Here is a 19,128-nt window from a genome sequence, read left to right as displayed (position 1 = left end):
TATTACGCTAGCTGCGAAGTAACGTGCGCTACGATTTGTTCCATGGCAACTGGAGTCTTATCACCAGTGCGACGGTTCTTATACTCGAAGTTACCTTCGTCCATGCTACGGTCGCCAATAACGATCGTATGAGGAATACCGATAAGTTCGATGTCAGAGAACATTACGCCTGGACGTTCTTTTCGGTCATCAAACAGAACTTCGATACCAGCAGCAGTTAATTCAGCGTATAGCTTTTCTGCTGCTTCTTTAACGCGCTCAGATTTGTGCATGTTCATAGGAACTATAGCCACTTGGAATGGAGCAATCGCATCTGGCCAAATAATGCCGTATTTGTCATTGTTTTGCTCAATTGCAGAAGCAACTACACGAGAAACACCGATACCGTAGCAACCCATCTCTAGAATAGTATTTTTACCATCTGGACCAAGTACGCCACAGTTCATTTTCTCTGAGTAGTTTTTGCCAAGCTGGAAGATGTGACCAACTTCGATACCACGCTTAAGTTGGATAGTACCTTGACCACATGGGCTAGGGTCACCTTCAACAACATTACGTAGATCTTCAACTTTACCTAACTCTACATCGCGGCCCCAGTTGATGCCAAAGTAGTGTTTGTCATCAATGTTTGCGCCCGCACCGAAGTCACTCATTACTGCAACAGAGCGGTCTACGATAAATGGCAGTTCAAGGCCAACTGGACCAAGAGAACCAGGACCAGCACCAATAGCAGCGCGAATCTCTTCTTCAGTCGCCATTTCTAGTGGTGAAGCGATTTCAGCCAGTTTCTCTGCTTTGATCTCGTTAAGCTCGTGGTCACCACGAATGATCAATCCAACAAGTGGAGCATCGATCTCTTCAGAGGCTTTTACAAACAGTGTTTTGACCGTCTTTTCGATTGGTAGATCGAACTGTTCTACAAGCTCAGCAATAGTTTTTGCATTTGGTGTATCAACCAATGTCATCTCTTGAGTCGGTGCTGCTAGATCCATTGCTGGTGCTACTGCTTCCGCTTTTTCGATGTTAGCAGCGTAGTCAGATTCAGAAGAGAAGGCGATGAGATCTTCACCGCTCTCTGCCAATACATGGAATTCATGTGAACCGTTACCACCGATAGCGCCAGTGTCTGCTAGTACTGGACGGTAATCTAGACCCATGCGATCGAAGGCTTTGCAGTACGCCTCGTGCATCGCTTGGTAAGATTTTTCTAGACCTTCTTTGTCGATATCGAAGCTGTATGCATCCATCATCGAGAATTCACGTGCACGCATAACACCGAAACGAGGGCGACGCTCATCACGGAACTTAGTTTGAATCTGATATAGGTTCAGCGGAAGTTGCTTATAAGAGCTTACTTCGTTGCGAACAAGGCTAGTGATAACTTCTTCAGCCGTTGGGCTAAGAACAAACGGACGCGTGTGGCGATCAGTGAAGCGAAGTAGTTCCGCACCCATCTTTTCAGATCGGCCTGTTTCTTCCCATAGTTCAAACGGCTGCACTACGGGCATCAAAGTCTCAACTGCACCTGCATTATCGATCTCTTGGCGAACGATGTTTTCGACTTTACGCAGAACACGTAGACCCGTAGGTAGCCAAGTGTATAAACCTGAAGCTAGTTTACGAATCATACCTGCACGCAGCATTAGCTGGTGACTTACAACTTCTGCGTCGTTTGGTGTCTCCTTCAGAGTAGAAAGAAGATAGTTACTGGTACGCATTTATGGGTATCCGTTCATTATGTTAATAGAGAATTTGGGCAGAAGACCCAAATTGAGTTCAGCCGCTTATGATATCAGCCAATTCGCTTTCTACAAAGAGTCAATGGAAGTTACCAAGGCTAGTTGCGCGATTATTTTGAATTTTACGTTCCAATCGAAGAGTCTGACTCCGTATTCCTTATTATCAACCTTACTTTTTTTGTAAGCAGGTCGGGGATCTTGAGCGAGTACCTCTTTGATGACTTGCGTCTTATAGGCAACCTCCTTGTCCTTAGCTAGTTCCTCTAATGCGATGTCTGAAAACGCGACTTCTATCGATTCAGGTTCAGATTCCGCATAGCCACCGATGGCATCAGGGATTGAGTCTGAATAAGGGATATAAGGTTTGATATCGACGATTGGGGTGCCATCGACAAGATCAACACTGCCCACATCAATAAATACTTGGGAACCTTGCTGACGAATACCTTTCAGTTCAACTGAAGACATCCCGATACCATTGGGACGAAATGTCGCGCGGCTGGCTAATACTCCGACTCGTTCATTGCCTCCTAATCGAGGCGGTCTCACTGTAGGTTTCCAGCCTGCGGCAAGGTTTTGGTCAAAGAGAAATAGCAACCAAAGGTGAGAAAACTGTTCAAGGCCGCGAACGGCTTCTAGACAATTGATGTCACCCTGCAACGCAATTGTTGCGGTGGCGCTTGAGACTAACCGAGGTTGTCTCGGTACAGCAAACTTCTCTTTGTAAGGAGAATGAATGATGCCAATTGGCTCCAATGAGTAAGTCACGAATTGAGTCCTAGTTCACATAAATCACAATCCATCATTTCAGAAGCGGAGTGTGTTTTCAATGATGATTTAGTTGAGCTTTTTTTATCCCTAATCGGTTGTCGATATTACAAAAAGGTAAATATGTCACGAGATTGTTATTTTTTGTTTTATATTTTTGTCATTATAAGTTGTTGTGTTTTTGCCAAATAACTGGATGTAAATTGCGCATTATTTACAATTAGCAACATTTTCGGCTTTTAATGTTGAGCTCCCTCACGTACCCTGCGGCTGCTTTTTTACAAAGTTGTCAGGAATCGACCATGGCTTTGTAAAGAATGCTAGGACAAATAAAAAAGGAGGGGACAGATGAGTTCATCTGCCACAATGAAACACAACAAGCCAAAAAAGCCTCTATTTACCCGTTTTCTTGACGCGGTAGAGTACTTGGGGAATCTATTACCCCACCCAATCACACTGTTTGCTATTTTCTGTGTTGCTATCTTAGTTATGTCAGGCATTGCCGGCTACTTTGACGTAGCGGTTGCCGATCCGCGCCCTGAAGGCGCTGCTGGTCGTGCAGCAGACGGTATGATTAAAGTAGTGAGCTTATTGAACGCAGAAGGCTTACAGCTAATTGTGACAAACTTAGTGAAAAACTTCACAGGTTTTGCGCCATTAGGAACCGTTCTTGTCGCTATGCTGGGTGTGGCAATTGCTGAACATTCTGGCATGCTATCTGCCGCAATGCGTGGTCTTGTTATGGGTGCGTCTCAGCGCATGGTAACAGTAACCGTTGTATTTGCAGGTATTATTTCTAACACTGCTTCAGAGCTTGGTTACGTCGTACTTATTCCATTGGCAGCGATGCTGTTCCACTCTCTAAGACGTCACCCTCTAGCAGGTCTTGCAGCAGCGTTTGCTGGTGTATCTGGTGGTTATTCAGCAAACCTATTAATTGGTACTGTGGATCCACTACTATCAGGTATTACTGAAACTGCCGCTCAAATGATCGATCCAAACTACACCGTTGGCCCTGAGGTGAACTGGTACTTTATGTTTGTATCGACCTTCTTCATTGCGATTACAGGTGCCTTTGTTACCGAGAAAATCGTTGAGCCTAAACTGGGTAAATACAATGAAGAAGAAGCTGCAGAAGATCTTTCTAATGACAGCATGGGTTCACTGACTGCAGTAGAAAAGAAAGGCCTGAAAATGGCAGGTATTGCAGTACTGGTTGTAAGTGCAATCATTGCATCAACTGTTGTTCCTGAAAATGGCGTGCTTCGTACTGCTGATGGTCAGGTTGCAGGTTCTCCGTTCTTGAAGAGTATCGTAGCATTCATCTTTGTCTTCTTCGCGATTCCGGGCTTTGTCTACGGTAAAGTGACTGGCTCTATGAAGAATGACCGTGACGTGATCGATGCGATGTCGAAGTCTATGTCTTCGATGGGTATGTACATTGTATTGGTGTTCTTTGCTGCACAATTTGTTGCTTTCTTTAAGTGGACGAACTTTGGTCAGGTATTTGCTGTAGCGGGTGCTGACTTCCTACAGACTATCGGTCTAACAGGTCCTGCTCTGTTTTTTGCATTTATCCTAATGTGTGGCTTTATCAACCTAATGATTGGTTCAGCGTCTGCACAGTGGGCAGTAACAGCACCTATCTTTGTTCCAATGCTTATGTTGGTTGGTTATGCTCCTGAAACCATTCAGGCGGCATACCGTATTGGTGATTCAACCACCAACATCATCACACCTATGATGAGCTACTTTGGGCTGATTCTGGCAGTGGCAACACGCTATATGAAGAATCTAGGTATTGGTACACTAATCGCAACTATGTTGCCGTACTCTATCTGTTTCTTGGTAGGTTGGAGTTTACTGTTCTATATCTGGGTATTCCTACTAGGTCTACCAGTAGGTCCAGGCGCAGCAACGTTCTATACACCTTAATAGATAAGCCTATAAAAAATGCTCCCAATGGGAGCATTTTTTTTAATTACTTTAACTTTTCTAAATCCGCTTCAATCTCGGCAATTTTGCTAGAAACGACTTTTTCTAAGTGGCGAAGATCGGTGAGGATTTTCTGCTTAACATCGACTTCGGCGACTTCTACAGGTTTGGTTAGTTTATTTAATTCATCAATAACCAGCGTGAGATTGCGGTTAATTTCGGTGACTTCTTTGTAATTGCCACTGCTGCTATTAACGCGAACATTCTTTACTTGTCTTGGATACTTAAACTTAACGCTTTTGGCGAAGAGCTCGCCCTTTTGCTTATGAAAGTATATCTTCAACACATCCTTGTGCGCTTCTTGTCTTAGTGAGTAACGCTCAATTTGTTTAGGATCGTGAATGCCTAAACCTGTGAGGTTTGGGTACATAAGTTACCTCTTATTGCAGTGTGTTTTCTCTACAACTGTAGCAGGCAATTAATGTGGTAGATAGCTGATAATTAGACAAATAAGAGAGAAATGTGGACGAGATCGCTTAAATGATGCGCAATTTTAATTTAGGTGACTGGCCACGACGGTGTGGCCAGTCATTATTACTGATAACTATTTATTAACTAGCAATTTGTTCTGAAATTGTGTCATGCAGTTTTTGTTTTAGCTGGCTCTGTTCCTCTTCAGACAGTCTGCCACCCGTTGCGCTTGTTAAGATAAATAAGTCTTCTGCACGTTCGCCAATTGTAGTGATTTTCGCCGCATGTAGATTAACGCCAAGCTGGGCAAACGTCGCTCCCACTTTTGCTAGTAAGCCTGGGGCATCTAAAGCGACCAGTTCCATCAGCGTGCGCTTTTTCCCCTTAGTGGGTAAAAAGTCGACCTGAGTTTTTACATTGAAATGCTTTAGGTTTCTTGGTGCGCGACGCGTTTTCACGCGGGTAGGGCGTCCATCCTCCAAGACATGAACCAAATGTTTGATCACCGCAGAGTGTCGCTCTACATCAATGGCATCACCATGTTGATCAAGCACCATAAAGGTATCAAGGACGAAACCGTCCTTACTGGTCATGATCTGCGCGTCATGCACGTTAAAATTACGGCGATCGAGTTCTGCAACCACTGTGGCAAACAATGCAGGCTGATCTTGGCAATATACAAAGACTTCAGTGCCGCCACGTGTCGCATTCTTACTCATCAGCACTAGTGGCTTAGTAGGATCATCGGCGTTAAGGATATGTTCACTGTGCCAGGCTATCTGCTTATGAGTGTGTCTTAGGAAATAGTCAGCCTTGAATCGCTGCCAAAGCACTTCGATCTCTCGAGCGTTAAAGCCTTGCTTACGTAGAAGCGCTGAAGAGAGTTGTTGATTGTGTCGAATACGGTCACGTACATCGACAGGATTCTCTAGGCCTCTTCTGAGTGCTCGCTGTGTGGAGTAAAAGAGCTCAGCAAGCAAGGTTCGCTTCCAACTGTTCCATAGTTCTGGGTTCGTGGCACAGATATCGGCAACAGTGAGGCAGACTAGATACTCAAGGTATTCTTCATCTCGAACTTTTTTAGCAAATTCGATAATCACATCTGGGTCGTAAATATCACGACGTTGAGCGGTAACCGACATTAAAAGGTGATTTTGAACTAACCAAGAGACCAGTTTGGCTTCCGGTTTAGACAAGCCGTGTTCCATACAAAAATCATACGCTTCGACAGCGCCGATCTCAGAGTGATCGCCCCCTCGACCTTTACCGATATCATGAAAAATGGCAGCGAGGATAAGCAGCTCTTTTTTCTGCATACGAGGATAGACCTCGCAGCAAATGGGGTGCTTGGAGTAGTTTTCCTCGATACTAAAGGTGTGAATATGATTCAGCAGGCGGACACTGTGTTCGTCAACGGTGTAGACATGAAACAGGTCAAATTGCATTTGTCCAACGATCTGACTCCACTGAGGCAGGTAGGCTGATAAAACCCCTAGCTTGTGCATCAAGCGGAATGCTCGGTGCAGCGCGTTAGGATGGCGAACCAGATCCATAAACTTCTCTCTAGCTGCCGGAATGGTGTGCAAAAACTTGTTTAATCGACGTCGAGCAGTACGTAATTGACGCAATGTTGCTGGGCTGACGCCTTCAATACTCGAGTCATTAGCGATATGAATAAACATATCTAAAATGGTTTCTGGCCTAGCTTGAAACAGCGCTGGCTTTCTTGCTTCTATGAGTTTACCCCTGCGCTGGAAATCATCGTTAATGATGATGGCGTCTTGAATCTTGCCTTTATTGACGATGGCTTGATCAAACAGTTTCAGCAACATCTTATTCAGTTCAGCGACACGTCGTAATGTTCGATAGAATTCTTTCATCATCATTTCGACTGCTACGTTGCCTTCACCGACAAAACCTAAGTTCTCGGCCACTTGAGCTTGATGAGCGAAGGTTAATCGATTGTCGTAGCGTCGTAGTTCGATGTGTAGTGCAAAGCGCACGCGCCAGAGAAAGTTCTGGCACTCGACGAGTTCTCGGTACTCTGCATCGGTGAGGAAACCAAATCGGCTCATCTCGTACAAGGAGGTAGCGCCAAAGTGGCTGCGCGCTACCCAACTTAGAGTATGGATATCACGCAACCCACCCGGTGTTGATTTAATATCGGGCTCTAGATTGTAGGTGGTGTCGTGGTACTTGGCGTGACGAGTGCGTTGTTCTTCGATTTTTGCGTGATAAAAGGTTTCTGAGGGCCAAAATTCTTCGGAATCAATCTGGCTCTTAAGTAAGGAAAAGGTGTCTTCGCTGCCACATAGCAAGCGTGCCTCTTGAAGATTGGTGGCGACGGTTAAGTCCGACTGGCCGATTTCTAGGCATTCTTGAACGGTTCTTACTGCGTGGCCGACTTCTAATCTCAGATCCCAAAGTAGGGTAATGAATTCACTAATGGTGCTTTCAAGGTTCGCTGGAAGCTTTTTGCGCGAGACCACCAGAATATCGATATCCGATAGCGGGTGCAGCTCACCGCGACCATATCCACCTACAGCCACTAACGCTAGGTTAGTTTGGTTAGCGAGACCAGTGAACTGCCATAACCGGTTAAGTAACTGGTCAATGTAATCTGAGCGACCTAGGACCAAATCGGTAATAGGGTGGTGATTTAAGAACTCCTGTTTCTGATGTTCAGAAAAGGTTTCTAATTGTGACTTTAACTCGCTGATCGTGAGTTGTTCGTCGCTTAGTGTGGTTGGGCTCTGAAAAGTCATGAGTGCGATCCGTGCAAGCAAAAAAGATTCTAACTACGGTTATACCAAAATGATTCAGATAAAAAAATATCCCCAGTGTTTGGGGATATTTTTGAATCGAAGCGGAATGGCTAGATATTGTTCATGTGACGAGGAATAGATTCATCGCTACGTAAGGTCAATACTTCGCAACCTGTTTTGGTTACCACAATCGTATGTTCCCATTGCGCGGAGTTTTTGCCGTCGCCAGTGTAGACTGTCCAGTCGTCTTCTGCGTCAATGCTGCAGCCAAACTTACCAGCATTGATCATTGGCTCAATAGTGAACACCATACCTTCTTTTAGTACACGGCGGTCGTTGTTTTTGTAGTGAACCACTTGTGGCTCCTCATGGAACTCAGAACCGATACCGTGGCCACAAAAATCCTTCACGATAGAGAACTTATTACGTGGGTTGTTCTTGTTATTCGTTTTAATGAATTTTTCGATCTCAGTACCGATAGCACCAACTGTGGAACCAGGCTTGACGGTCTTCATACCTAGATATAATGCTTCTTGAGCAACCATGCATAGGCGCTTATCAGCAGGCGAAACATCACCGACTAAAAACATTTTTGATGTATCGCCGTGATAACCTTCTGGACGAGTGTCTAGTGAGGCATTTTCATCGTTAGGAATAATAACTGTCACGTCTACGTTGACGATATCGCCATTTTTTAGAACAGCCGGTTTTAGTTTACCTGTAGTACCCATTGCGTCTTGTTCTGCTGGGATACCGTGACAAACGATATGGTTGATAGATGTACAGATTGATTTTGGATAACCGTGGTAATCAAGTGGGGCCGAGTAAGCGCCACGCTCACGAGTGTAATCCGCACAAATTCTATCGAGCTCTTCCGTCGTGACCCCTTCTTTCACGTGAGGTTCGATCATTTCTAAAAGCTCTGCTGCAAGCTTACCTGCGATACGCATTCTTTCGATTTCAGCTTCAGTTTTGATTTTGATAGACATCTGTGTTCTCTGCTTTCTAAATTGACGGGTTATTCTATCAGTGGCGAGATTAAGCGCAACAAGAATAAAACTCGTTTGTAGTTATGTACGTGATTCATTTTAGTTGGGTTTAGTTAAAAACTCACTGCTGTGATGATTGTACTTTGTACATTTATTGCGATTTTTGTAGAAATCAGTGGCCAAATTATGGTATAAAGCGCGCCGGAAACAGGACTTAGTTTCTTCGAATCGGCGAGCTCGGTTTTGTTCCCATTAACTTTAATTTAAATCACACACATTTCGTCACATGTTCCGGGGTGCTTGAGTAATCATTCATACCAAGTCGGATTCATGGGAAATGTGGAGGCCTAACCCCATAGAGGAATTTAAAATGGCAACTGTATCAATGCGCGATATGCTAAAAGCTGGTGTTCACTTCGGTCACCAGACTCGTTACTGGAACCCAAAAATGAAGCCATTCATCTTTGGTGCTCGTAACCGCGTACATATCATCAACCTAGAAAAAACTGTACCAATGTTCAACGATGCACTAGCTGAACTAGCTAAAATCGGTGAGAAGAAAGGTAAAGTTCTTTTCGTTGGTACTAAGCGCGCTGCATCTGAAGCTGTTAAAGAAGCTGCAATCAACGCTGACCAGTTCTACGTGAACAACCGTTGGTTGGGCGGTATGCTAACGAACTACAAAACTGTTCGTCAGTCTATCAAGCGTCTAAAAGATTTCGAAGCACAAGCTCAAGACGGTACTTTCGAGAAACTAACTAAGAAAGAAGCTCTAATGCGCACTCGCGAAATGGAGAAGCTAGAGAAGTCTCTTGGTGGTATCAAGAACATGGGCGGTCTACCAGACGCTCTATTCGTAATCGACGCTGATCACGAGCACATCGCTGTTAAAGAAGCAAACAACCTAGGTATCCCAGTATTTGCTGTTGTTGATACTAACTCTAACCCAGACGGCGTTGACTACGTTATCCCAGGTAACGACGACGCAATCCGTGCAGTACAGCTTTATCTAAACGCTGCTGCAGACGCGGTTAAAGAAGGTCGTAACAAAGACGTTGCAGCTGTAGCTGACAAAGACGGTTTCGTAGAAGAAGCTGAATAATAGCGGCTCGAAGTCACACTTAGTTTCGTAGACATCTAGTCTTCATATAAACTGAGTTATAGTTAGCATCAGGGGCCGAATGAGAGCCCCTGATTTTTACCCTAATCAGAATCAACTGAGGAATAGAGAATGGCTGTTACTGCTGCTCTAGTTAAAGAACTGCGCGACCGCACTGGCGCAGGCATGATGGAATGTAAGAAAGCGCTTGTTGAAACTAACGGCGACATCGAACTAGCAATTGAAAACATGCGTAAGTCTGGCGCTGCTAAAGCTGCTAAAAAAGCAGGTAACATCGCTGCTGAAGGCGCGATCATCATTAAAGAAGAGAACGGCGTTGCTGCTCTTCTTGAAGTTAACTGCCAAACTGACTTCGTTGCTAAAGATGCAAACTTCACAGCATTTGCTGAGAAAGTAGCTGACGAAGCTCTAGCAACTAAAGCAACTGCTGAAGAGCTAGTAGCTAAGTTCGAAGACGAGCGTGTTACTCTTGTTGCTAAGATCGGTGAAAACATCAACATCCGTCGCGTACAGTACGTTGAAGGCGCTGCTATCGCTACTTACCGTCACGGTGAGAAGATCGGTGTTGTTGTTGCTGGTGAAGGCGACGCAGAAACTCTTAAGCACGTTGCTATGCACGTTGCTGCTTCTCGTCCAGAGTTCGTTAACCCAGAAGACGTACCTGCAGACGTAGTAGAAAAAGAGAAAGCTGTTCAAGTTGAAATCGCTATGAACGAAGGCAAGCCTGCTGAGATCGCTGAGAAGATGGTTGTTGGCCGCATGAAGAAATTCACTGGCGAAATCTCTCTAACTGGTCAAGCGTTCGTAATGGAGCCAAAGAAAACTGTTGGCGAAATCCTTAAAGAGCGTGGCGCATCAGTAGCTACTTTTGTACGTCTAGAAGTTGGTGAAGGCATCGACAAGGGCGAGCAAATGAGCTTCGCTGACGAAGTAGCAGCAGCTCAGAAAGGTTAATCCTTGATGATTTGTTGATGAAAAGACCGTGGCCTTGGCTACGGTCTTTTTACGACTAGGCTATCTGTCATTTTTTAGCCGTCATGAGTTGAGTCTATACTAGTCTCAAGCCATGACCGTTAATCGATAACTCTTTGGAAGGTATACTTCATGACAACGAACCCTAAACCAGCTTATCAACGTATTCTGTTAAAACTTAGTGGTGAAGCGCTACAAGGCGAGGAAGGCTTTGGTATCGATCCAAAAATCCTTGACCGTATGGCACAAGAGGTTAAAGAACTGGTTGAACTGGGTGTTCAAGTTGGTGTGGTCATTGGTGGTGGTAACTTGTTCCGTGGTGCAGGCCTTGCTGAAGCAGGTATGAACCGTGTAGTTGGTGATCACATGGGTATGTTAGCAACGGTTATGAATGGCCTAGCTATGCGTGATGCTCTTCACCGTGCGTATGTGAACGCTCGTGTTATGTCTGCTATCCCTCTTAAAGGTGTTTGTGACGATTACAACTGGGCTGATGCTATTCGCGAATTACGTCAAGGTCGCGTGGTAATTTTCTCTGCAGGTACTGGTAACCCATTCTTCACAACTGACTCTGCTGCGTGTCTTCGTGGTATCGAAATTGAAGCTGATGTTGTACTTAAAGCAACAAAAGTAGATGGTGTTTTCACAGCTGATCCAGTGGCTAACCCTGATGCAGTTTTATGTGATAAGCTTTCTTACAGCGCAGTTCTAGACAAAGAGCTGAAAGTAATGGACTTGGCGGCATTCACATTGGCTCGTGACCATAAGATGCCAATCCGCGTATTCAACATGAATAAGCCAGGTGCATTGCGTCGTGTTGTGATGGGTGAAGCAGAAGGCACACTTATCAGCGACGCAGAATAAGAGTACACTCTTAACCAGAATTATCGAAGGACATAGCCTGAAAGCAGACCGGCTTTCAGGTTACTATTATTTAAGGTGATATTGTGATTAACGAAATCCAACAAGACGCTCAAGAGCGCATGGCAAAAAGTGTTGAAGCACTTAAGAATAACCTAACTAAAATTCGCACAGGTCGTGCACACCCAAGCCTTCTTCAAGGTATCTCTGTTGAATATTACGGTGCGCCAACACCTCTAAACCAAGTAGCAAACGTTATTGCTGAAGACGCGCGTACACTTGCTATTACAGTATTCGATAAAGAGCTTGCGCCTAAAGTTGAAAAAGCGATTCTGACTTCTGACCTTGGTTTAAACCCAATGTCTGCGGGTACGGTTATCCGCGTGCCACTTCCACCGCTAACAGAAGAGCGTCGTAAAGACCTAGTGAAGATCGTTCGTGGTGAAGCTGAAGGCGGCCGTGTTGCAATCCGTAATATCCGTCGTGACGCTAACGGTGACCTGAAAGCGCTACTGAAAGATAAAGAAATCTCTGAAGATGAAGATCGTAAAGCACAAGATGAGATTCAAAAGCTTACCGATGCAGCAGTGAAAAATGTTGACGAACTGCTTGCTGCAAAAGAAAAAGAGTTGATGGAAGTCTAATATTTCACCACTCAGTTCTAGTTTGAACGCTGTGCTGACAGCACAGCGTTTTTTTATGCTACCCTGTCCGACCCGAATTATAACTATACTCTTTTATGCAAAACTCACACATCGTCAATGATTCCCTTCCAAAACATATCGCTATCATCATGGATGGTAATGGACGTTGGGCAAAATCTAAGGGAAAACCACGAGTTTTCGGGCATAAAAAAGGGGTTTCTGCTGTCCGTAAGACCATTTCTACCGCTGCAAAGCTGAATATTCAAGCCGTAACACTGTTTGCGTTTAGCAGTGAGAATTGGCGTAGGCCTGAAGATGAAGTTGGCTTGTTGATGGAACTCTTTATTAGCGTTCTGTCGAGTGAAATTAATAAACTTCATCAGAATAACTTAAGACTTTGTATCATTGGCGATAAATCTCGTTTTAACGACAGATTGCAAAGAAAAATCGCCGAAGCAGAGAAGTTGACAGAAAACAATACAGGTACTGTTATCAACATCGCTGCAAACTATGGTGGGAAATGGGATATTTTACAGGCAACTAAAACGCTGGCTGGTTTAGTGGAGCGAGGCGAGTTGTCAGCCGATGACATAACTGAAGATATGATCGGTCGTTATGTCACTATGTCTGATTTGCCAGATGTCGACTTACTGATCCGTACCAGCGGCGAATGTCGCATTAGTAACTTTATGCTTTGGCAAATGGCGTATGCCGAAATGTATTTCACGGATGAGTACTGGCCAGAATTTAACGAGGACAGCCTAATAAAGGCAATCACTTGGTTTGTGAATCGCGAACGACGCTTCGGTTGTACCGGAGAGCAAGTCAAAGCGTTAATGGAAGCCAATTAAGGACGATTTAATTTGAAACAACGAATTATTACCGCCCTAATACTAGCTCCGCTGGTGGTTTGGGGTATTTTTTCACTGCCATTAACTTGGTTCATAGGTTTTGTTGCCGCTGTTACGCTTATTGGAGCGTGGGAGTGGACTCAATTTACTCTTACTCGTTCTCGGCTGCTAGCCTTAATTCCTCCTGTCCTTACTGTTGGGCTCTCTTTGTTCATTGTCCCTTCTGACATTGTCTCTTTGAATCAGGTCGATTCATTGCATCTTTTATTGCTGGGTATTGGCTTTAGCTGGTGGCTCATTGCGAGTAGTCTAGCGATGACGTACCCTAAGTCTGCGGGACTGTGGGAGCACTCTAATGTACTGCGACATCTATTCGGACTACTAACTTTGCTACCATTTCTATGGAGCATTGTTATCTTGAGAGGACAGCACTATTACTTAGACCCTTATTACGGCTCAAAACTGGTTCTGTTTGTTTGTTTGATCGTTTGGGCTGCAGATAGCGGTGCTTACTTTGCTGGAAAAAGTTTAGGTAAGCGTAAGATGGCGCCTCATGTAAGCCCTAACAAAACCATCGAGGGTTTGATTGGCGGCATTGCGGCTGCTTTGGTTGTCGCGTGGGGAAGTTCATCACTCTTTGATATTCAGTTTACGAGCTATGCCAGTATGACTATCATTACTCTTGCCACAGTCGTTATTTCAGTGCTGGGCGACTTAGTGGAAAGTATGTTCAAACGAGTATCGAAGATAAAAGACAGCAGTAATATTATCCCAGGTCATGGTGGTGTTCTCGATCGTGTGGATAGTCTAACCGCAGCATTTCCTGTATTTGCTCTCCTTTATCTCATTTTCTAATCTCCCCAACCAGAGAGTAAGCTCTTATTCTCTGGTTGACTTATAAGCGGTTGTAATAGCATGCAAAATTTAACCATTCTAGGCGCTACTGGTTCTATTGGAGCAAGCACTCTAAAGGTCGTTTCAGAAAATCCTTCATCTTTCGCTATCTATGCTCTTGTTGGTGGTAAAAACGTAGCCAAAATGGCTGAGCTTTGCTCCATTTGGAAACCCAAGTTTGCGGTTCTGAATGACGAAGCGGATGCGTCAGAGCTAAAGCGACTACTTCCTAGCAATATGAGAACCGAAGTACTGTTTGGTCAACAAGCCATGTGCATGGTATCGGAATCCAAAGATGTCGACGTTGTAATGGCTGCTATCGTCGGTGCTGCGGGTTTGTTACCTACGCTTGCTGCTGTGAAAGCAGGCAAACGTGTACTGTTAGCTAATAAAGAAGCGCTGGTCATGTCTGGTAAGCTATTTATGGACGCCGTGTACGAATCTGGTGCTCAGTTGCTACCCGTTGATAGTGAACATAACGCCATATTCCAATGTTTACCTACGAATATTCAAACCAATCTTGGGAACTGCCAGTTATCTGAAGCGGGTATCAATCATATCCTTTTAACCGGTTCGGGTGGCCCTTTTCGATATACTGACGTTTCAACGCTTTCTTCAGTAACACCTGCACAGGCAATTGCTCATCCAAATTGGTCGATGGGGCCAAAAATTTCTGTTGATTCTGCAACAATGATGAACAAAGGTTTGGAGTTTATTGAGGCCCGCTGGTTATTCAATACCAATCGAGAGCAGCTAAAAGTGGTCATTCATCCTCAATCGGTTATTCACTCTATGGTGCAATACAATGATGGTTCGGTCTTAGCACAGATGGGACAGCCAGATATGGCAACGCCGATTGCTTATTCGATGTCTTATCCCGACCGAATCCCTTCTGGTGTTGCTCCTCTTGATTTTACGACAATCGGTGAATTGACTTTTATGGCTCCAGACTATGCTAAGTATCCTTGCTTAGCGTTAGCAATAGATGCCTGTTTTGAAGGGCAACATGCAACCACGGCTATCAATGCCGCAAATGAAATTGCGGTTGAAGCCTTCTTGTCGGAAAAAATCCGTTTTACTGATATTAGCGTGGTAAATGAGCGCGTTATGTCGAAAGTCTGTTCAGCAAATGAATTTATACAATTAGATAACTTGGAAACTATTCTTGAGCTAGATAGAATGGCTCGAAACTATGCACGAGAAATCGTGCGTTCGATTTAGTGAGAGAATTTTTGATATGACGGACATCCTTTGGAACTTCGCGTCCTTTATCGTTGCGCTAGGGATTCTAGTCGCGGTACATGAATACGGTCACTTTTGGGTAGCGCGAAAGTGTGGTGTGTATGTCGAAAAGTTCTCGATTGGTTTCGGTAAATCGATTTGGTCTAAAGTCGGTAAAGATGGGACTGAGTATAGTATCTCCGTTATTCCTTTAGGCGGCTATGTCAAGATGCTCGATAGTCGAGTTGATGAAGTCTCTGAAGCCGATCACAAGTATGCCTTTGATAAAAAGCCTCTCTGGAAAAGAACCGCTATTGTAGGTGCAGGACCAGCATTTAACTTCTTTTTTGCGGTCTTTGCCTACTGGCTGGTGTTTTTGATTGGTGTGCCTGCGGTCAAGCCTGTTGTTGGCGAAGTTACCCCGCACTCGATTGCTGCACAAGCTGGGTTAACACCAGGAATGGAGTTTAAGTCCATTGATGGTACGCCAACCTTGGACTGGGAATCGGTTAATTTGGGGCTAGTGTCGCATATTGGCGATAATCAAATGACGGTCACAGTTTCATCAGATAGCCAAATAGGAACGGACAAAAAATTAACAATTGATTTGTCGGGCTGGAACTTTAATCCAGAAACAGAGTCTGCTATGGGGACGCTTGGTTTTAAACCGTATACCCCAGAGATTAAAACAACTCTGACAAATGTAAGTGAAGACGGAGCCGGTTCGGCTGCTGGCCTTCAGGTTGGTGATACTATTATCTCGGCTGGAGAGCAAGACATCTCTCAATGGCAACAAGTTGTGGATGTGATTCAAGCGAACCCAAATAGTCCAGTGACTATACAAGTGCTGAGAGACGGTGAGCGATTAACAACAACATTGACTCCTGGGTCACGTGAGCTAAGAGATGGCACGGTTATTGGCTTTGCGGGTATCGCTCCAGAGATTGGTGAGTGGCCTGCGAGTTATCGCTTTGACCTTCAATACGGGCCGGTTGAAGCGGTAGGTAAAGCTATCGCGAAAACGGGACAAATTATCGAGCTTACGATCTCTATGCTGAAAAAGCTGATCGTGGGTGATGTTGGCCTAAACAACCTAAGCGGACCTATTTCGATTGCGAAAGGGGCAGGTACAACCGCAGATTATGGACTGGTTTATTTCTTAGGCTTCTTGGCGCTGATTAGTGTCAACTTGGGTATTATCAACTTAGTACCATTGCCAATGCTTGATGGAGGACATTTATTGTTCTTTGCAATTGAAGCAGTAATTAGAAGACCAGTACCAGAAAAAGTACAAGAAATGGGGTATCGAGTGGGAGGGGCTATTATCTTCTCATTGATGCTGATAGCAATTTTTAATGATTTTACACGCCTTTGATATCAGAATTTAGGCAGCGGTATTAGCAAGGATTAATTAGAGCAGGTATGGCGATTAAGCATATTCTATTCGCATCTCTACTAGCGACCAGTGTGTCGGCGAATGGGGCTGAGGATTTTGTTGTACAGGACATTCGAATCGAAGGTTTGCAAAGGGTAGCACTAGGTGCTGCTCTTTTGAAAATGCCTGTACGTATTGGTGATTCGGTAGACAGTAAAGATATCTCAGAGATCATTAATGCCCTCTATCAATCGGGTAACTTTGAGGATATTAAGGTACTTCGTGATAAAGACGCACTGGTAATACGTGTGAAAGAGCGCCCAACTATTGCGAGCATCTCTTTCTCAGGTAACAGCGCGATAAAGGAAGAGCAACTACAGCAAAACCTTGATGCGTCAGGTGTTATTGTCGGTGAAGCACTAGACCGCACAACGTTAAGTAATATCGAAAAAGGTCTAGAAGATTTCTATTACAGTGTCGGTAAATACAACGCGAAGGTTCAAGCGGTTGTTACACCGTTGCCACGTAATCGTGCCGACTTGAAGTTTGTATTCTCTGAAGGTGTTTCGGCAAAGATCAAACAGATCAACTTTATCGGTAATACTGTCTTTAGCGATCAGGAATTGTTATCACGTTTTAATCTGAATGTAGATGTTGCGTGGTGGAACTTCCTTGCAGATGATAAATACCAGAAGCAAGTTCTTGCAGGTGATATTGAAGCTCTCAAGTCGTTTTACCTCGATCGTGGCTATTTAAAGTTTAAAGTCGATACGACTCAAGTATCGATTTCTCCGGACAAGAAAGGCGTTTACATTACGCTAGGTATCGATGAGGGCGAACCTTATCAAGTGAAAGATGTGACGTTCCGTGGTCAGCTAATTGGCAAACAAGCCGAATTTGAAAGTATGATCCCATTTAAGGATGGTGATACTTATAACGGCTCTAGTGTTACCGCATTAGAGGAGAACATTAAGCGCGTCTTAGGTGAAGCTGGCTATGCTTACCCGCAAGTACGCACCATTCCAGAGTTTGATGATGAGAATAACCAAGTTTCGTTAGTCATCAATGTTGAAGCTGGAAACCGTATTTATGTTCGCGATATTCGATTCACAGGTAACAACTCCACCAAAGATGAAGTGTTACGTCGTGAAATGCGTCAGATGGAATCGAGTTGGTTGAACTCGAAGTCTATTGAAACCGGTAAAAACCGTTTGAACCGATTAGGTTTCTTTGAAACGGTTGATGTTCAAACAGTTCGTGTGCCTGGTTCTGATGATCAAGTAGACTTGGTATATGATGTCAAAGAGGCAAACTCAGGAAGCATTAACTTTGGTGTCGGTTACGGTACTGAATCAGGTATTAGCTTCCAGGTTGGTCTCCAGCAAGATAACTTTGCAGGTTCTGGTGACCGAGTTGGTATCAGTGCGATGACCAACAAGTATCAGAAAAACATAACGTTGGATTATCGCGACCCATACTGGAACCTAGATGGTGTCAGTCTTGGTGGTCAGATTTTCTACAATGAGTTTGAAGCATCGAAAGCAGGTATCGTTGACTATACCGACCAAAGTTATGGTGGTACGTTGACTTGGGGTTTCCCGGTCGATGAACTTAACTACCTAGAGTTTGGTGGAGGTTATACACATAGCCGATTAGGTAACATCAAAGAGTACGTTCAAATTGAGAAGTTCCTGCAAGCTCAAGAGAAGAACCGTGATTCAGAAGGTAACTTGATTACGGATGATTTCCACTTAACGGCAGCATGGACTCGAAATAATTTAAACCGTGGACGTTTCCCGACCGCAGGTAACCATCAAAAACTCTATGGTAAAGTGACGGTTCCTGGATCGGATGTTCAATACTTCAAGACTCAATATGACGTAAGACAGTATTTTCCTATTACCGATAGTCACAGTTTTACGTTATTGTTGAAAGGTCGCTTAGGCTACGGTAACGGTTATGGTCAAACCAATGGCAATGATAACTTGCTGCCATTCTACGAAAACTTCTATGTGGGTGGTTTCTCAACACTGCGTGGTTTCCGTCAGAACTCGGTAGGCCCTAAAGCAGTCTATAACGATCCAAATGGTGGTGGTTGCGGTAATGTAGGTGGGAATAATCCGTGTTACTCCGCGACTGACCAGTCAGTGGGTGGTAACGCAGTAGCGCTTGCTAGTGTTGAGTTGATTGTCCCGACGCCATTTGCTTCGGATGAGTTCCGCAACCAAATTCGTACTAGCTTGTTTATGGATGCTGCGAGCCTTTGGGACACAGAGTTTACTTATGTTTCACCAGACCCTAACATGCCTGGAAGCCAGTATTATTACGATTACTCGGATCCGTCGAATTACCGAGCGTCGGTAGGTGTAGCAGTACAGTGGATGTCTCCAATGGGGCCTCTTGTATTCTCACTCGCAACACCAGTTAAGAAGTTTGAAGGCGATAAAACAGAAGCCTTTACCTTCACGATTGGTAATACTTTCTAACTATATATTTTGTAACGAAAATAGTTTCTATACGAAC

Annotated in this window: 15 protein-coding genes; 10 read left to right on the top strand and 5 right to left on the bottom strand. The window is 44.3% G+C overall.

The annotated features are described in order from the left end of the window. Window positions 1-2 precede the first annotated feature (2 nt). Both JKJ11_RS13475 and tsaA read right to left on the bottom strand, forming a co-directional pair. Window positions 3-1,718 carry a proline--tRNA ligase gene (locus tag JKJ11_RS13475; protein WP_006072485.1) on the bottom strand — a complete coding sequence of 572 codons (1,716 nt, stop codon included), beginning with the start codon at window positions 1,716-1,718 and terminating at the stop codon, window positions 3-5. Between the two features lie 90 nt (window positions 1,719-1,808). After that, entirely contained in the window at window positions 1,809-2,507 is a 699-nt protein-coding gene (tsaA, locus tag JKJ11_RS13470; protein ID WP_006072483.1) for a tRNA (N6-threonylcarbamoyladenosine(37)-N6)-methyltransferase TrmO, read from the bottom strand. A gap of 348 nt (window positions 2,508-2,855) precedes the next feature. Between tsaA and JKJ11_RS13465 the strand changes: the two genes are divergently transcribed. After that, window positions 2,856-4,442, top strand: coding sequence for an AbgT family transporter (locus tag JKJ11_RS13465; RefSeq protein ID WP_252038324.1), 1,587 nt, complete (start codon window positions 2,856-2,858; stop codon window positions 4,440-4,442). A 46-nt stretch (window positions 4,443-4,488) separates the two neighbouring features. On the opposite strand, the gene JKJ11_RS13460 is transcribed toward JKJ11_RS13465, so the two are convergent. From JKJ11_RS13460 to map, 3 genes are all read right to left on the bottom strand, one after another. Further along, window positions 4,489-4,872 (bottom strand): DUF3461 family protein, encoded by a 384-nt coding sequence (locus tag JKJ11_RS13460; protein WP_006072480.1) that lies wholly within the window; start codon window positions 4,870-4,872, stop codon window positions 4,489-4,491. 181 nt (window positions 4,873-5,053) lie between these two features. Beyond that, entirely contained in the window at window positions 5,054-7,678 is a 2,625-nt protein-coding gene (glnD, locus tag JKJ11_RS13455) for a bifunctional uridylyltransferase/uridylyl-removing protein GlnD (protein ID WP_006072479.1), read from the bottom strand. 110 nt (window positions 7,679-7,788) lie between these two features. Further along, entirely contained in the window at window positions 7,789-8,667 is an 879-nt protein-coding gene (map, locus tag JKJ11_RS13450) for a type I methionyl aminopeptidase (RefSeq protein ID WP_062460750.1), read from the bottom strand. A gap of 370 nt (window positions 8,668-9,037) precedes the next feature. On the opposite strand from map, the gene rpsB reads away from it, so the two are divergent. From rpsB to bamA, 9 genes are all read left to right on the top strand, one after another. Continuing rightward, window positions 9,038-9,769, top strand: coding sequence for a 30S ribosomal protein S2 (gene rpsB / locus JKJ11_RS13445; protein ID WP_006072474.1), 732 nt, complete (start codon window positions 9,038-9,040; stop codon window positions 9,767-9,769). A 129-nt stretch (window positions 9,770-9,898) separates the two neighbouring features. Beyond that, window positions 9,899-10,741 carry a translation elongation factor Ts gene (gene tsf / locus JKJ11_RS13440; RefSeq protein ID WP_038227908.1) on the top strand — a complete coding sequence of 281 codons (843 nt, stop codon included), beginning with the start codon at window positions 9,899-9,901 and terminating at the stop codon, window positions 10,739-10,741. A gap of 150 nt (window positions 10,742-10,891) precedes the next feature. Further along, window positions 10,892-11,623 carry a UMP kinase gene (gene pyrH / locus JKJ11_RS13435; protein WP_124940180.1) on the top strand — a complete coding sequence of 244 codons (732 nt, stop codon included), beginning with the start codon at window positions 10,892-10,894 and terminating at the stop codon, window positions 11,621-11,623. 83 nt (window positions 11,624-11,706) lie between these two features. Further along, complete coding sequence (frr, locus tag JKJ11_RS13430; protein ID WP_031494736.1) at window positions 11,707-12,264, top strand: ribosome recycling factor; 558 nt, start codon at window positions 11,707-11,709, stop codon at window positions 12,262-12,264. Window positions 12,265-12,359: 95 nt separating this feature from the next. Next, window positions 12,360-13,115, top strand: coding sequence for an undecaprenyl pyrophosphate synthase (gene uppS, locus JKJ11_RS13425; RefSeq protein WP_124940179.1), 756 nt, complete (start codon window positions 12,360-12,362; stop codon window positions 13,113-13,115). A 12-nt stretch (window positions 13,116-13,127) separates the two neighbouring features. Continuing rightward, window positions 13,128-13,970, top strand: coding sequence for a phosphatidate cytidylyltransferase (locus tag JKJ11_RS13420; protein WP_006075682.1), 843 nt, complete (start codon window positions 13,128-13,130; stop codon window positions 13,968-13,970). Between the two features lie 60 nt (window positions 13,971-14,030). Beyond that, window positions 14,031-15,230, top strand: coding sequence for a 1-deoxy-D-xylulose-5-phosphate reductoisomerase (ispC, locus tag JKJ11_RS13415; RefSeq protein WP_252038323.1), 1,200 nt, complete (start codon window positions 14,031-14,033; stop codon window positions 15,228-15,230). A 16-nt stretch (window positions 15,231-15,246) separates the two neighbouring features. Further along, window positions 15,247-16,605, top strand: a complete 1,359-nt coding sequence (gene rseP, locus JKJ11_RS13410; RefSeq protein WP_252038322.1) for a sigma E protease regulator RseP — start codon at window positions 15,247-15,249, stop codon at window positions 16,603-16,605. A 47-nt stretch (window positions 16,606-16,652) separates the two neighbouring features. Next, complete coding sequence (bamA, locus tag JKJ11_RS13405) at window positions 16,653-19,091, top strand: outer membrane protein assembly factor BamA (protein ID WP_006075360.1); 2,439 nt, start codon at window positions 16,653-16,655, stop codon at window positions 19,089-19,091. Window positions 19,092-19,128: the final 37 nt, after the last annotated feature.

Source organism: Vibrio sp. SCSIO 43133 (assembly GCF_023716845.1).
Lineage (GTDB): Bacteria > Pseudomonadota > Gammaproteobacteria > Enterobacterales > Vibrionaceae > Vibrio > Vibrio mediterranei.
The sequence above is the reverse complement of the archived record's forward strand: the minus strand, read 5'-3'. Positions and strand labels throughout refer to the sequence as shown.